Source organism: uncultured Oscillibacter sp., from assembly GCF_910587525.1.
Classification (GTDB): domain Bacteria; phylum Bacillota; class Clostridia; order Oscillospirales; family Oscillospiraceae; genus Oscillibacter.
On record NZ_CAJULS010000002.1, the window covers coordinates 1 to 15800 of the forward strand.

Here is a 15800-nt window from a genome sequence, read left to right on the forward strand (position 1 = left end):
TTGGCGGCGGCGATGGCCCGGGGGTCCTTCTCCGGCTTGGAGAGGTTGATGGTGATGTCCAGATCGCCGTACTCCGTGGGGGCAACCCACTTCACGTCTCTGGCAATGCGGTAGCGGCGGATGTAGTCCGTATCCTGGCTGAACCGGTAATACCAGTCCGTGGCCGCCTGGGGAGACTGGGCGTATTTCTCCCGGAAGGTCCCGATGACCTGAGAGGGGCGGGGGGTGAGAATTCCCATCAGGCCGGTGTCAAAGAGGTCCCGGCTGGTGATGTCCCCCTGAATCACCCCCCGCTTTACGGCAAATTCCGTCAGCAGGCCCAAGATCATCTCCAAGGAGGTCTCCGCTGTTCCCGCGGCCTGCGGCTCCTCATACTCCGTCAAACCCATGGCGGCAAGCAGGGTGTTGACCGCCCAGGTTCGGTCAGCCTCCGCAATCAGCCCCCTGGATACTCCATAGTCTGCCAGGGCAGCGATCTGGACAGAATAGATATCGATCATACTCTCCAACTCCTCTCACAATGACTGAACCGTGTCCAGCCGGACGCCGCCCACCGGGCGGATGGCCACCACATGGCAGCTGTCCCGGCCCAGAACGGCCTCGATGCCGCTTTTGAACTTCTCCAGCATATCCAGGGGCACGAAGGCCTGGATGGTCCCCGCGAAGCCGCCGCCGTGGACCCGGCAGGCCCCCGCCGTGTCCAGCAGACGCTCCGCCAGGGCCAGGGCAAAGGCCACATCCTGGTGCTCCTTGTACCCGGCGGGGACCACATTCTGGAGATACCGCCAGCTGGAGAGGCCGGAGTCTCTCACGTGCATCAAAAAGGCGTCAAAGTCCCCCCGGCGCAGGGCGCCCACCTGGCCGCGAACCCGGGCGTTGTCGTCATAGATATGGATGGCCCGCAGCACCGCCCGGTCGCCGCACTTCCGCCGGAGCTCCGGCAGGGCGGCAATGAAATCCTGCTCAGGCACCTCCCGCAGCACCTCCTTGCCGAAGTGCCGGCATATGGCCCGCAGCTCCTCCGGGACGGCGGCGTACTCGTCCGTCAGGTCCGCGTGGTCCGCGCCGCTGTCGATGATGCAGAGGGCGTGTCCCGTGGCGGCCAGATCCAGGGGGATCTGTTCCACCACCGGATTGGCGGGATCGGCGAAATCAATGGCCACCACGCCGCCCACAGAGGAGGCGGTCTGGTCCATGAGCCCGCAGGGCTTGCCGAAGAACACATTCTCCGCGTACTGGCCGATCTGGGCGATCTCCACGGCGGAGGCGCGCCCGTCCCAGAAGAGGCCGCCCAGCATAGTGCCGATGAGCACCTCAAAGGCGGCGGAGGAGCTCAGCCCGCTGCCGCCGGGCACGTCGGAGACCATGTAGGCCTCCACGCCCCCCACGGGACAGCCCATCTCCCGCATCCGGGCGGCCACGCCCCGGATGAGGGCGGCGGTGGTGTTCTCCTCTCCCGCCACCGGGGTCAGACGTTCCAGATCCACCGAAATCAGCGGGTATCCCTCCGACTGGACCCGAATCATACCGCTGTCATTGACCGCGGCGGCGGCCAAAATATCCAGGTCCACTCCGGCGGCCAACACCCGGCCGTGCTGATGGTCCGTGTGGTTGCCCCCCAGCTCCGTGCGGCCGGGAGCACTGAAAAGGGCCTCCGCCTCCCTGCCGAAGGTCTTTGCAAATCCCTCCAGAACACCGGCGCACCGGCTCTGGGCCGTCTCCAGCTTCGCCGCGCCGTAGAGGCTTTGCAGGGTCTCATTCAGGCCGCCCTGCTCCAGCCTCTCTCTCAAAGTCTGTTCCATAACAGTCTCCCCTTTTCTTCCAATTTATTTCTGCTCATCAAGGCGCCTCCGGCAGAAACTCCGCCAGATTCTCCCGTGTCACCGCCGTGTGCGGCCGCCAGCAGTATTTTTCGTCCTCCAGCTCCACCGCCGCTCCGGGGTCCTCCCCCTGGGCCAGGGCACAGCTGAGCGCCAGGATGTCCGCCGCCTGGCCGGCGGCGTCGTTGAGAACGGTGCCCCGCAGGGTCCCCTCCTCCATTGCCCGCAGGGCCGGCGCCGTGGCGTCCACCCCCACGATGAAGGGCATCTCCTCCGCCGTCATCCCCGCGTCCAGACAGGCGTCAATGGCCCCCAGGGCCATGTCGTCGTTGTTGGCAAACACCACCTCAATGGCGCCTCCCAGCTCCTCCAGCCACCGCTGCATCCGAAGCCTCGCCGGTCCCCGCTGCCAGTCGGCGGCGTTGTTGGACAGCTTCTCCATAGGCACTCCGGCGGCGGTCAGGGTACGGACGCTGTACTCCGTCCGCAGCAGAGAGTCCTGATGGCCTGGCTCCCCCTCCAGCATTACATACTGCAAAACGCCGTCGCCGTTTCGGTCCAGGGCGCCGGGGTCCGCCCGCCAGGCGTCCAGCACCAGCCCGCCCTCGATCCGGCCCGCCTCGTCCGCCCGGGTACCCACATAGTAGGCGTACTCCCAGCGGTTCAGATCCTCCTCCACCGGCTCCCGGTTGAAAAACACCACCGGCACCTGGGCGGCCTGGGCCTTGTCGATGATCACCGCCGCCGCCGTCCGGTCCACGATGTTGACGCAGATCACATCGTACCCCCTGTCCAGGAACTGGTCCACCTGCTCGTTCTGGGTGGTCTGACTGCCCCGTCCATCCACCACGTTCAGGTTGATCTTCACGTCCCGGGCTTCCTCCTGCTCCGGCACTATCTGCTGGAGGTACTGGGAGAGGCTGGTGATAAAGGTGTCGTCCTGGCGGTACAGGGCCACGCCCACCCGGATGGTTTCATCCCGCTTCCCGCCGCAGGCGGTGAGGAACAAAAGCGCTGCCGCCAAAGCCGCGGCATACCGTTTTTTCACCAAGGCAGTCCCTCCTCACCATGTCACCGGAAACAGCAGCTTCTGATACTCCGGCTCATACATATTCTCCCGCCGGACCGTGAAAAACGGCAGCGTGTCCAGGGCCTCCGCTCTCTCCCGGCGGGCTGTCCGCGCCGCGGACTCCACCGCCAGGTACCCGGCGGAAAAGGCGTTCTGCGCCACGGCAGACGTGATGTGTCCCTGCTCCAGCTCCGCGGCAATGGCCGCCGTGCACCCGGCGCCGTACAGCAGCGGCGGGCTCTCCAGCCGGGCAACCGCCCCCGCCGCCCACTCCAGGCTGGAGGCCTCAAAGGCAATCACCGCCCGGACATCCTTCCGGGCCAGCAGCTCCATCAGGGCGTCTGCCGTGCCGGTGAAATAGCGGACCTCCCGCCCTTCGGACACCAGCAGCTCCGCCGCAGCCGCCAGGCGCTCTCCAACGCCGCTCCCGGCAGGCGCGCTGTCCACCAGCAGCACCGTCTCCCCCGGCCGGGCTCCGTTGAGCGCCGCACTTCCCAGCGCCTCTCCCAGGGCGGCGTTGTCCACGCCCACATATTCCGCCGCCTCCATGTCCGTCTCCAGCGTCACCAGCGCCGCTTTGGCCAAAGCGCTCCGCGCCTCCTCCGCCAGGGCCTCCCGGTCCGCCGGAAAGAGCAAAATGGCGCTGGCGCCGCTCTCCACCTCCCGGCGGAGGAGCTGTCCCTGCTCCCGGGCGCTGTTGGACTGGCCGGGATATAAAAACCGCAGCTCCACGTTCAGATCCGCCGCCGCCTGCTCCATGCCCTGGCGGACGGTGGCCCAGGCGGAGCCGTCCGCCTCCCGGGCGATGACCGACATCTCCAAAAGCTCCGGCCGCCGCTGGATCTGGACGGGATAGAGAATCAGCAGCAAAAGCAGCAGCAGCACTCCCAGCATCAGCAGGGGCAGCACCCACCGGGTAAACCGTCTTCCGCTCACTGTCCCCCCTCCTTTCGGTACCTCCGCCCGGCCGCCTCGTCCAGAGCAGGCAGGCGAATCCGCACCACAGTCCCATCGTCCGGCTCGCTGAGGATGGTGAGTCCGTACTCCCGGCCAAAAGTCAGCTGAATCCGGCGGTGGACATTCCGCAGCCCGATGCCGGAGCCCTTGGAACCCGCCGCCGCATAGGCGCCGCCCTGGTCCAGCAGCCGCGCCACCACCTCCTCCGGCATGCCGGGGCCGTTATCCGCCACCTCAATGATAACGTCCTTCCCCTCCCGGAAGGCGTTGATGCAGATCTTCCCGTCGCCGTCAGCGTAGTCCATGCCGTGGTAGATGGCGTTTTCCAGAATCGGCTGGACAATGAGCTTGATGGTGTGGAGCTCCTCTACACCATCTGCCGCCGATATATCGGCGGAGAACTTGTTTTTGTAGCGCATCTTCTGAATGGTGAGGTAGTGCCGGGCGTGCTCCAGCTCCTCGGCCACGGTGATGATGTTGCTCCCCCGGCTCAGAGAGATCCGGAACAGCCGCGCCAGGGAGGTGAGCATCACCACCGCGTCCTCTGTCCGGCCGTTCTCCGTCATCCAGATCACCGAGTCCAGCGTGTTATACAGGAAATGGGGGTTGATCTGGGACTGGAGCACATCCAGCTCGCTGCGGCGCTTCTGCTCTTCCTGCTGGAGGATGTCATCCATCAGATGGCGCATGGTGGAGACCATGGATTGGATGGACCGGCTCAGGTGCTGCACCTCGTAGGGGCCGTCCACCTTGAGGTCCACTGTCTCCCGGCCTGCCTCCAGCTCCCTCACCGCCCGGTCCAGCTTTTTCATGGGGGCGGTGATCCAGGCGGAGAGGCGCAGGTTCACAAACACCAGCAGAAAGACGGAGAAGAAGACGATGAAGAGAAAGAACAGCAGAAGCTGGCCGTAGTTGTCCCACAGGTTCTCCGAGGGCAGCACCCCCACCAGCTTCCAACCGGTGTAGCCCACGGTCTTTACCGTCACCTGCCGCCGCTGCCCCTGAAAGATCTCGTTGTGGCTTCCGTCGGCATAAGCGGCGGCGGCGCGGTTGTTCTCCTCCAGCAGTCCCGCGTAGATCAACTGCTGGCGGGGGTGATAGATGATCTCCCCCGCTCCGTCCACCAGATAGAGGTATCCCCCCTGGCCGGCACCCAGGTCCACATCCTTGCAGATCTGTTCGATGCCGCTGTAGCTCATGTCCGCCAGCAGCACGCCGCTCTCAATAGCGCCGTCCCTGGTCAGCTCCACATGGCGGCTCAGGGACACCACCCAGCGGTAGCGGTAATCCGGGTCCACAAAGAGGTTCTGCACATGGGGCGTAGAAAAATGGAGGTTTTCGATCCGGTCCTGCGCGGCGGCAAACCAGCTCTCCCGCTCCGGCGCCACGCTGTTTTTCAGCGCGGCCAGCGGAGCGGCGGCGATGAGGCCGCCGCTGTCGGAGAACACGGCGATGGACACCAGAGACTCCCGGCTGGTGTAGTACAGCAGCTCCAGATCCCGGCTGATGTCCCCCTCCGCCAGGTCCGCGTCCTTGATGATCTGGTAATAGGCCGCATCCGAAACCCGCATCATCTCCCGCAGACGGGCGTCCAGATTCAGATTCACCTGAGACAGCACCCGCTGGCTGTTCTCCGCAAGCAAAGCGTTGTTGGAGGCAGAGAACCGGAGAAACAGCGTCAGCCCCAGAAAGACCATGCCCACCACGGCCACGGCAGTGAAGAACAGGGACAAAATCACCTGGATGCTGGAGCGGTGATAGATCTCCCTCCAGCGCCGGCGCAGGTACGCGGTCAGCTCTGCCATAGGCGGACCTCCTCTCCGGGAAATTTTGGGGCTGTTTTTCAAGCGCGGCCCAAGCGGTACTTTGTGGGCGTCAGGCCGAAGTGCTTTTTGAACACATAGCTGAAGTAGTTGGCGTCCTCATAGCCGCACCGGCGGGCGATGAGATAGGTCTTCTCCTCGCTGCCCCGCAGGGCCTCCGCCGCCGCCTCCATCCGGGTAACGGTGACATAGGCGGTAAAGCTCATGCCCGTCTCCCGCTTAAAAAGGGTGGAAAAATAGGCGGGGCTCAGATGAAGGTGGTCGCACAGCCGCTCCACAGAGAGATCGCTCTCCCCGTAGTGGTCCTGAATATAGGCCTTGGCCCGCTCCACGGTCTCGCCGGCGGAGTCCGTCCGCTGGCGGCGGATCAGCGCCTGAATCCGCAGGCACCTCTCCAGGCACCACTCCCCCATGGCCGTGAAGGAGGAGAAGTCCGTGGCCTGCACCGCGCCGGTGAAGCCGGTGCCAAACACCTCCTCCACCTCCAGCCCGGCCCCCCGGGCCAGCCGAAGCAGGCAGGTTAAAAGCTCCAGAAAGAAGAGGTTGCACTGGCTGGCCGCCAGCCCTGAGCGGCGGACCTTCTCCGTCAGGCGGCCCACCGCCTCCCGAACCTCTGCCTCACCGCCCAGCTTGACCGCCCCGGCCAGCTCCCGCTCGTCGTTTTCGTCAAAGCTGATACGCTCTCCCGCGTCCGGCTCCAGATCGCCGATATAGATGGCCCGTCCAACCCCTACCAATCCCCGGTAGTCCAGGGCAGCCCGGGCGCCTGCCGCCGACTGGGGCAGCTCCCCCAGATCGCCGCAGGGTGCGCCCACGCCCATGGTCAGCGTCAGCCCCAGATAGCTCTCCGCCAGGGCGCAGACCCGGTCCAGGGCCTGGATCAGGGCGTAGACAGAGCCGCCGCCCCGGGAGACCGCCAGAACCGCCGCCGCATCGCCGTACAAAAACGCCCGGCAGCTCCAGCCCTCCAGGGTCAAGTTCTCCTCCAGCAGCTGCCGGACGGACAGCGCCGCCAGCTCCCGCCGGTCCGCCGCGCCGTCCACATGTCCCAGGGCTGCCGCCCAGGCGTCTCCGGCCACATTCAGCTCCAGCCGGGCGGCCCGCTCCGCCGCCTGTTCCGGCGGCACGCGGCCCTCCAGCAGATGGGTGTAAAACAGCTCCCGCAGCACCGGCAGGCTCTCCTCATAGCGGCGGCGGAGGGCCTCCGTATTCTGCCGCTCCGTGCGCTCGGTGTCCAGCCGCTCTTTCAGCCGCCGGAGCACACCGCCAAGCTCCGCCGCGCTGATGGGCTTGAGGATGTACTCAAAGACATTCATCCGGATGGCCTGCTTGGCATACTCAAACTCATCAAAGCCGGAGAAAACCACAAACTTAGAGGCGGGAAGACGCTCCATAAGGATGCGGCACAGCTCCAGCCCGTCCATAAAGGGCATCTTGATATCCGTCAGCACCACGTCCGGCTCCAGAGCCTCCGCCAGCTCCAGGGCCTCCCGGCCGTTCTCGGCCTCGCCCACCAGGGCAAAGCCCAGGGTGGCCCAGTCCATCTTCCGGCTGATGCCCACCCGGATATCCTCCTCGTCATCCACCAGCAGTACCCGGTACTCCTCCATCCAAACGCGCCTCCTCTCCAGATTATAATACAGTTTTCCCAATTTGAAAATAGGGCCGGCGCAAATGCGCCGGCCCTATGGCTTTTTTGAAATGATGTTTACTTCTTGGCCAGGTACTTCCGCAGGTCCAGCGCCACGGCCACGATGATGACCAGGCCCTGGGCGATGAAGGTGTAGGCCGGGTCGAAGCGGAGGAACTGGAGGCAGATCTTCAGAACCTCGAACACCAGCACGCCGATGAGGATACCGGAGACCTTGCCCACGCCGCCGTTGACGGACACGCCGCCGATGGTGCAGGCCGCGATGGCCTCCAGCTCATAGCCGGTGCCGGTGGCCGTGGAGGCGCCGCCGGCCTTGGAGCCGATGAGGAAGCCGGCCAGCGCGTACATGACGGAGGCCAGGATATAGATGCGGATCAGGGAGGCGGAGACATTGACGCCGGCCACCTGGGCGGCGCTCTCATTGCCGCCGATGGCGTACATATACTTGCCGTGGCGGGTCTTGTTGTACAGGAACCACATGAACAGGCCCACCAGCAGGGCGGGGAGCAGCAGATAGGGGAGCAGACGGCTCCAGCGGCCCAGCTGGTCTGCGAAGAAGTTGCCGCTGGCCAAGGCCCGGTAGCTCTCCTTGAAGCCGCCGATGGGCTGGTTGCCGGTGATGATCTGGCAGGCGCCGTAGACCAGGGTCTGCATACCCAGGGTGGCAATGAAGGGGGGGACCTTTAAAAAGGCGATGACACAGCCGTTGACCGCGCCGAAGCAGGCCATGATAGCCACGGTGATCAGCAGGGCGGCAATCCAGGGCATATCGGGCATCCAGTCGAACACCCGGGCGCTGTAGGTCAGCTCCTGCTGCATCATGGCGGCGAAACAGGCGGCCAGACCCACCTGCCGGCCGGCGGACAGGTCCGTGCCCTTGGTAATCAGGCACCCGGACACGCCGCAGGCGATGATGAACCTGGGGGCCACGTTGGAGATCAGGTTGCCCACGTTGTCAGCGCTCATGAAGTTCTGGCTGTTGGCCCAGGTGACCAGCGCCAGCAGGATGATCAGGAAAATGATCGCGTGATCGGAAATGAATTTGACGACGCTCTTGGAGTTCAGCGTCCTTCCTTTTGTCTCTCCCATAGTTATCTCTTTCCTCCTTATTCAAACTGGGTGGCCAGGGCCATGATGTTCTCCTGGTTGGCGTCCTTGCCGTCGATAAAGCCGGTGACCCGGCCGTCGCACATAACCATGATCCGGTCGGACATGCCGATGAGCTCGCTCATCTCGGAGGAGATCATGATGACGCTCTTGCCCTGCTTGGCCAGCTCTGCGATGATGCAGTAGATCTCATACTTGGCGCCCACGTCGATTCCGCGGGTGGGCTCATCCAGAATGAAGACGTCCGGGTCGTTGGCCAGCCACCGGCTGATGAGCACCTTCTGCTGGTTGCCGCCGGAGAGGGACTGGATCTGGGTCTTGGAGGAGGGCGTCTTGATGGAGAGCTTGGCCACGTTGTCCTGCACCAGCTGCTCAATCTTCCCGTCGTCCAGCATGATGCCGCCGATGAGATACTGATTCAGCGAGGCGATGGACACGTTGTCCGCAATGGAGAGAACGCCCAGAATACCGGTGGCCCGGCGATCCTCCGTCAGCATGGCGATGCCGCTGTTGATGGCGTCCTTGGGCTGGGTGATCTTCAGCTCCCTGCCCTGGTAGGTGATCTTGCCCCCGGTATGGCTCCGCAGGCCGAAGAGCCCCTCCATGAGCTCGGTCCGCTGAGCTCCCACAAGGCCCGCGACGCCCAGGATCTCGCCCCTGCGGACCTTGAAGGAGGCGTGGCGGAAGCTCTTGGGGTTGATGGAGGTGAAGTCCTCCACCTCGAAGACCACCTCGCCGGGGACATTCTCCCGCTTAGGGTAGAGGTTGCTCAGCTCCCGGCCCACCATCTTGGTGATGATGAAGTCGGTGGTGAGGCCTTTGGCCTCCCAGGTGCCGATGTACTGGCCATCCCGCATGATGGTGACCTCGTCGCTGATGCGCAGGATCTCGTCCATCTTGTGGGAGATGTAGACAATGGAGACTCCCCTGGCCCTCAGCTCGTTGACAATCGTGAACAGGGCCTCCACCTCCGCCGCGGTCAGGGAGGAGGTGGGCTCATCCAGGATGAGCACCTTGCAGTCCGCAGAGACGGCCTTGGCAATCTCCACCAGCTGCATCTGGGATACGCTGAGGCTGCCCAGCTTGGCCCTGGGGTCGAAGTTCAGGTGAACCTCCTTCAGCACAGCCGCAGCGTCCTCGTACATTTTCGCGTGGTCGATGACCGCGACAGGGCCGTATTTTTTGGTGGGATAGCGGCCCACGTAAATGTTCTCGCCGATGCTCCGCTCCGGAATGGGCTGAAGCTCCTGGTGCACCATGGCAATGCCCCGGTTCAGGGCATCCAGCGGGCCTTTGATCTGGACCTTTTCGCCCTCGTAGATCACCTCGCCCTCGTCCATGTGATAGATACCGAACATGCACTTCATCAGCGTGGACTTTCCGGCGCCGTTCTCTCCCATCAACGCGTGAACGGTGCCGGGGCGGAGATTGAGCTGCGCGTGGTCCAGCGCCTTGACGCCGGGGAAGGTTTTAACAACTCCACGCATTTCCAAACGATACTTTGACAATTCTCGGTCCCCCCCTTTGATTGTTTCCATCGGTTGACAAGGGACAGTACGCCCGCTGCCTTTCCCATGGCCGTACTGCCTCTTGTCAATCGATGGTGGATCACATTTTCCCGGCCGCGGCCGGCACAGGCCCCCACGGCGTCGGCAAAGGGGTGCGTGCGCACCTGCGCACGCACCCCTTTGCTGGTCTTGCTTTTCTCTAATGCCGGAATCAGCCCATGAAGTCGGCCACGTTGTCGGGAGTGACCTTCACGTAGTCAACATACACGCTCTGCTCACCGGCGGCAAAGGTCTTGCCGCCCAGCAGGGCCTCCATCTGCTCCACGGCGGCGGTGGCCTGGCCCACGGCGTCGTTCAGCACGGTGCCGGTCATGTTGCCGTTGCTGACCTCGTTGAGGGCGGCGTCCAGGGCGTCAACGCCCACCAGATAGATGTCCTCGTTGACCTTGCGGCCGGCAGCCTGGATGGACTGCAGGGCGCCGATGGCCATATCGTCGTTGTTGCAGAAGACAACCTCGACCTGATTGCCGAACTGAGCCAGGTCGTTGGCCACGATCTCCTGGCCGCGCTCACGCATCCAGTCGCCACGGGTGAGGTTCAGCTGCTCGACTTCCTTGCCGGCGTCGGTCAGGGCCTTGACGGAGTACTCGGTACGCAGCTGGGCGTCAATGTTCTCGGGATCGCCCTGAACCATGATGTAGGAGATCTTGCCGTCGCCGTTGATGTCGCCGCCGTTGGGGGTCTCCAGGATCAGCTCGCCCTGGAAGGTGCCGGACTGCGCGGCGTCGCAGCCGACGTAGACCAGCTTGTCATACACGGCCATCTGCTCGGCGGTGGGCTCGCGGTTGATGAGCACGGTGGGGATGCCGGCGGCCTGCACGGTGGCAATGATCTGGTCGGCGGCGGAGGTCATGACGGGGTTGATGATCAGAGCGTCCACACCCTGGGTAATGAAGGTGTTGATCTGCTCGTTCTGCTTGGCCTGGTCATTGGCACCGTCCACGGTGGTGACCTTGTAGCCCTTGCCCTCCAGAATCTCCTGGAGCGCATTGCGGTAGGTGGTCATGAAGGCGTCGGTAAACTGGTAGATGCACACGCCGATGGTGCCGCCGGCCTCGGGGGCGGCGTCGGGAGCCGCATCGGGCGTGGCGGCGGGCTCGTTCTGCGCGGGGGTGTTGTCAGCGGGAGCGTCGGATTTGCCGCCGCAGCCGGCCAGAACGGACAGCATCATAACGGCGCACAGGGCAAGAGCGAAAATCTTCTTCATCGTTGTTCCTCCTAGTAAATTTTAGGTCGTATGCCTCGGGCGTTTTCCCGAAAGCGATTCCTATTTTATCGGCTGCGGCCCAAAAAAACGATAGAAAAATCTTTGGTCTTGTATAAAAAAACTTTGCTTTTTTTCATCGTGCGCAAATTTTCCGAAAATTGGGGCCATATGGAAACGAAGGCCGCCGGCAAAGCCGGCGGCCTCAGATCAGGGCGTTTCTCCCCGCCGCTCCAGAATCTCCCGGATCAGTTCTGTCTGCTCCTCCGTCAGGTCCGCCTGTCCGCCGTCATGGCGGACGTAGCCCGCCGTCAGATTGACCCCGTAGCCCGTGCCGAACTCCGTGTCCACGCTGTACTCCGGCAGGCACCGGCACACGTCCCCGCCGTAATTCAGATACAGCAGCAGATCCGTAAGCGCCACAGAATCATCGCCCCAAAAGGACGCCTCCCACGGCTCGTCCCACACCCGGGTTTCCCGGGAGACGGTGGTGACGGTGTTGCCGCAGTAACCCGCCGCCTCATGCTCCGTCACGTTGTTCCCCTGGACAGGCCGGTGGACGCAGGCCTCCTCCGGATGATCCACCGCCGCAGTCTCCTCCAGGGCCGGGACGGCAGAAGGACCCTCCGCCCCCGCACCTCTCTCCGCGGGGGAATCGCCCCTCTGCGGGCCGCAGGCGGCAAGCGCCAGCGCCAACAGAACAAATAAAATCCGGCAGTGTTTCATTGGAAAAGCCCCTCCCCTTTTCAATCTGTCTATATAGTCGGAGTTCTGCGGGAAACGGTTTCGTCCATTTCCGTTATAATCGCATTTAATTCTGTTTCGGGCTTGAAACGGAGCTAAAAAGCCGGGAGTGCCCTTCGCAGATTTTATGCAGGGGCCGGACTCTGTCCCGGCCCGGCCGCCGGAAAACGGGCGGTTTTGTGAAAACAGGCGGGGACAGAGCTCCCCCTGCAAAGCCGGAAAATTAAAATACCGGATGATAAAATACGCGGTTAGCGCTTCCAAAAAGCTCCGCCTCTTGCGTTTTTCTGAAAATTTTGTTATACTGTTTATGTTTGAATCAGGAAAGCAAGCAAATTATGAAATTAGGAAAGAACAAGAATTTTATGAAAATGATTTTTTTGGTGGACGGCGACAACAACATCGGCACAGGCCTGAAGGGCATTGAGATGCTCTCCGAACAGGACACCGTCCTGGTTTTTTACCAGAAGGAGGGCCTTGCCCTCAGTAAGATCCAAAAGCTCTGCGGAGGCACCAGCGCCTCGGTGCAGTACATTGAGAGCGTCCGGGGCGGCAAGAACTCCATCGACTTCCAGATTATCACTGAGCTGGGCGTCCTGGTGGGCCGCCGGGAGGCGGACTACGCCTATGTCATCAGCCAGGACAAGGGCTATGCCGCCTCCATTGACGCCCTGCGGGCCCGGTACGCCGACGCCTTCCAGGAGGTGGACCTGCGGCCCTCCATTGAGGACTGCCTCCACCTGCCCTTCATTTTGAAAGCCGCAAACCGCCAGGACCTGCGCAACGCCCTGGCTAAGGAGTGCGGCGAGGCCCAGGGCAGCGCCCTGTACAACCACCTCAAGCAGATCTTTCAGGGCGCGGAGGAGCCCGCCGAGGCGGAGAAGCCCGCCAAAGCCGCCCGTCCCCGCCGGGGCGGACGGCGGAAGAAGGCCGACGCCGCCCCTCAGATCTCCGCCGAATAAAAGCACGCCCCGGAGGATTTCTCCGGGGCGTGCTTTTACGGTTTTATCGCATTGGTCGCATTTTATCGCGGCCGAGAAACGGGCGGACCCGGCCGCCGCGAAAACAGCACTTAAAACTCCGGGATATTCGCCACGGCGGCGGCGCAGCGGGCGCAGAGGGTGGGATGGGCGCCGCCGCCGCCCACGGAGGCGGTCTGCTTCCAGCAGCGCTCGCACTTTGCGCCGCCGGCGGGCTCCACGGCCACGGCCAGGGCCGCGCCGGTCTCCGCCTCCGCCTGAGAGACAATCAGCAGGTCCGCCAGGGCGCCGGCATCCATCTCCGCCAGGAAAGCGTCCTCCGCCGGAACAGTGAGTTTCACCTTGGCCTCCAGGCTCTTGCCGATCTTCTTCCCGGCACGGGCCGCCTCCAGCGCGCCATTCACGGCGTCACGGATCTGAATGATCTTCTCCCAACGGGCCATGGCGTCATCGCTCAGCGCGTACTCAGCAAAGGGCTGGTTCATGTCGTTAAACAGCACGTTCCGCCCATCGTCGCACTCCCGGTGGGGCATGGCCTGCCAGATCTCGTCGCAGGTGAAGCACAGGATGGGGGCCATGATCTTGGTCATGGTGTCCAGAATCAGGAACAGGGTGGTCTGGGCGCTGCGGCGGGAGAGGCCGTCCGTCTCGTCGCAGTACAGCCGGTCCTTGATGATGTCCAGATAGAAGTTGCTCATCTCCACCACGCAGAAGTCGTTGACGGCGTGGGTGACGGTGAGGAACTCATACTCGTCGTAGCCCTTGAAACACTTCTCCATCAGGGTGTTCAGGCGGGTGACGGCCCAGCGGTCCAGCTCCTCCATCTCCGCAGCGGGGGTGAGGTGGTTGGGATCGAAGCCGCTGAGGTTCCCCAGGCAGTACCGGGCGGTGTTGCGGAATTTCAGGTAGTTCTGGCTCAGCTGCTTGAAGATCTCGTGGGAGCAGCGGACATCGGCGTGGTAGTCCGTGTTCGCAGCCCAGAGGCGGAGAATGTCCGCGCCGTACTGGTTCATGATATCCGCCGGGTCCACGCCGTTGCCCAGGGACTTGTGCATGGCCTTGCCCTCGCCGTCCACGGTCCAGCCGTGGGTGACGCACTCCTTGAAGGGAGCTCCCTTGCCCAGCGCGCCCACGGCGGTGAGCAGGGAGGACTGGAACCACCCGCGGTACTGGTCCAGGCCCTCCATATAGACGGTGGCGGGCCAGAACCCCTGGTCCTTTTTCATAGAGGCGAAGTGAGTGGAGCCGGAGTCGAACCAGCCGTCCAGGGTGTCCTCCTCCTTGTCAAAGCCGGACTTGCCTCCGCAGTGGGGGCAGGCGAAGCCGGCGGGCAGGATCTCCGCCGCATCCTTCTCAAACCAGGCGTTGGAGCCCTCCGCCGCAAACAGGGCGGAGATGGCGGAGATGGTCTCATCCGTCACGATGGGCTTGCCGCAGTCCCTGCAGTACACCACGGGAATGGGCAGGCCCCAGCGGCGCTGGCGGGAGATGCACCAGTCGGTGCGCTCCCGGATCATGGACTTCATCCGGTCGATGCCCCACTTGGGCACCCAGCGGACCTCGTCCGCCGCCGCGCAGGCCTCATCCTTGAAGGACTCCACGGAGCAAAACCACTGGGGGGTGGCCCGGAAGATGATGGGGTGCTTGCAGCGCCAGCAGTGGGGGTAGCTGTGAACGATGTCCTCAGAGGCGAAGAGCATCCCGCTCTCCTTCATGTCGGCGAGGATCACGGGGTTGGACTCGTCGGTGGACATGCCGGCGTACTTTCCGGCGTAGTCGGTGTGCTTTCCCTGGTCGTCCACGGGGACCACCATATCCATGCCGTAGCGTTTGCAGGTCTGGTAGTCGTCCGCGCCGAAGCCGGGGGCGGTGTGGACGCAGCCGGTGCCGGAGTCCATGGTGACGTAGTCCGCGTTCACCAGGCGGCTGGTCTTGGGCAGGAAGGGGTGGTCCGCCTCCATGTTCTCGAAGAAGCTGCCGGGGTGGGTCTCCACGGTCTCCCAGGTGTCGAAGCCGCCCAGGCCCATGACCTTCTCCACCAGGGCCTCGGCCATGATGTAGCTCTCGCCGTTTGGAGCCTTGACAATGGCGTAGCTCTCGCTGGGGTGCAGGGCGATGGCCAGGTTTCCCGGCAGGGTCCAGATGGTGGTGGTCCAGATCACGAAGAAGAGCTTGGCCGTATCCAGGTGGGCCAGCTTCCCCTGATCCCCGTGCATGGGGAACTTCACATAGACGGTGGTGCAGGGGTCGTCCTGGTACTCGATCTCCGCCTCCGCCAGGGCGGTCTCGTCATGGGGGCACCAGTACACGGGCTTCAGCCCCTTGTAGATATACCCCTTCTTGTACATCTCGCCGAAGACCTTTACCTCCTCGGCCTCAAAGCCGGGGTCCATGGTCAGGTAGGGGTGCTCCCAGTCCCCCACAACGCCGATGCGCTTGAAGGCCTCCATCTGGACGCCCACGTAGTGCTGGGCGAACTCGTGGCAGGCGGAGCGGAACTCGGGGACGCTCATGGCCTTGCGGTTGAGCTTGTTCTGCTTGATGATGGCGGACTCAATGGGCATCCCGTGGTTGTCCCAGCCGGGGATATAGGGGGTGTAGTAGCCCCGCATGGCGTAGGACCGGGTGATGATGTCCTTGATGGCCTTGTTCATGGCAGTGCCCATGTGGATGCCGCCGTTGGAGAAGGGAGGGCCGTCGTGGAGGTTGAAGAGAGGCTTGCCCTCGTTCTTTTTGAGAAGCTCATGGTAGATGTCCTCGGCCTCCCAGCGCCCCAGCATCTCCGGCTCCCGCTTGGGCAGGCCCGCCCGCATGGGAAATTCGGTCTTGGGGAGATTGATGGTCTTGTTGTAGTCCATTTTTGTGTTCCTCCTCTTA

General features: G+C 63.5%; 11 protein-coding genes and 1 pseudogene. 1 reads left to right on the forward strand and 11 read right to left on the reverse strand.

Features of this window, described 5'->3' with window-relative positions:
• The 10 genes and pseudogenes from QZ326_RS00300 to QZ326_RS00345 all read right to left on the reverse strand — a co-directional run.
• Positions 1–500, reverse strand: a pseudogene (locus tag QZ326_RS00300) (galactose-1-phosphate uridylyltransferase); the annotation flags it as partial.
• A 15-nt stretch (positions 501–515) separates the two neighbouring features.
• On the reverse strand, positions 516–1802 hold the full coding sequence (locus QZ326_RS00305; protein WP_295739939.1) for a galactokinase family protein: 1287 nt from the start codon (positions 1800–1802) through the stop codon (positions 516–518).
• 37 nt (positions 1803–1839) lie between these two features.
• Complete coding sequence (locus tag QZ326_RS00310; RefSeq protein WP_295740096.1) at positions 1840–2868, reverse strand: galactose ABC transporter substrate-binding protein; 1029 nt, start codon at positions 2866–2868, stop codon at positions 1840–1842.
• A gap of 15 nt (positions 2869–2883) precedes the next feature.
• Positions 2884–3825, reverse strand: a complete 942-nt coding sequence (locus QZ326_RS00315; protein WP_295739942.1) for a substrate-binding domain-containing protein — start codon at positions 3823–3825, stop codon at positions 2884–2886.
• Positions 3822–5651 carry a sensor histidine kinase gene (locus tag QZ326_RS00320; RefSeq protein ID WP_295739944.1) on the reverse strand — a complete coding sequence of 610 codons (1830 nt, stop codon included), beginning with the start codon at positions 5649–5651 and terminating at the stop codon, positions 3822–3824. The genes QZ326_RS00315 and QZ326_RS00320 overlap by 4 nt, the downstream gene beginning before the upstream one ends.
• Before the next feature lie 38 nt (positions 5652–5689).
• The gene (locus tag QZ326_RS00325; RefSeq protein ID WP_295739946.1) at positions 5690–7279 is read right to left on the reverse strand and encodes a response regulator; all 1590 of its coding nucleotides are present in this window, start codon (positions 7277–7279) and stop codon (positions 5690–5692) included.
• Between the two features lie 98 nt (positions 7280–7377).
• Positions 7378–8409 carry an ABC transporter permease subunit gene (locus QZ326_RS00330; RefSeq protein ID WP_295739949.1) on the reverse strand — a complete coding sequence of 344 codons (1032 nt, stop codon included), beginning with the start codon at positions 8407–8409 and terminating at the stop codon, positions 7378–7380.
• A gap of 17 nt (positions 8410–8426) precedes the next feature.
• Positions 8427–9935 carry a sugar ABC transporter ATP-binding protein gene (locus QZ326_RS00335; RefSeq protein ID WP_295739950.1) on the reverse strand — a complete coding sequence of 503 codons (1509 nt, stop codon included), beginning with the start codon at positions 9933–9935 and terminating at the stop codon, positions 8427–8429.
• A gap of 211 nt (positions 9936–10146) precedes the next feature.
• Positions 10147–11202, reverse strand: coding sequence for a galactose ABC transporter substrate-binding protein (locus tag QZ326_RS00340; protein ID WP_295739953.1), 1056 nt, complete (start codon positions 11200–11202; stop codon positions 10147–10149).
• Positions 11203–11409: 207 nt separating this feature from the next.
• On the reverse strand, positions 11410–11925 hold the full coding sequence (locus QZ326_RS00345) for a hypothetical protein (RefSeq protein ID WP_295739956.1): 516 nt from the start codon (positions 11923–11925) through the stop codon (positions 11410–11412).
• Between the two features lie 383 nt (positions 11926–12308).
• On the opposite strand from QZ326_RS00345, the gene QZ326_RS00350 reads away from it, so the two are divergent.
• The gene (locus tag QZ326_RS00350) at positions 12309–12905 is read left to right on the forward strand and encodes a PIN domain-containing protein (RefSeq protein WP_295739959.1); all 597 of its coding nucleotides are present in this window, start codon (positions 12309–12311) and stop codon (positions 12903–12905) included.
• Positions 12906–13015: 110 nt separating this feature from the next.
• Here the strand turns inward: QZ326_RS00350 and ileS are convergent, their stop codons facing one another.
• Positions 13016–15781 carry an isoleucine--tRNA ligase gene (gene ileS, locus QZ326_RS00355; protein WP_295739962.1) on the reverse strand — a complete coding sequence of 922 codons (2766 nt, stop codon included), beginning with the start codon at positions 15779–15781 and terminating at the stop codon, positions 13016–13018.
• Positions 15782–15800: the final 19 nt, after the last annotated feature.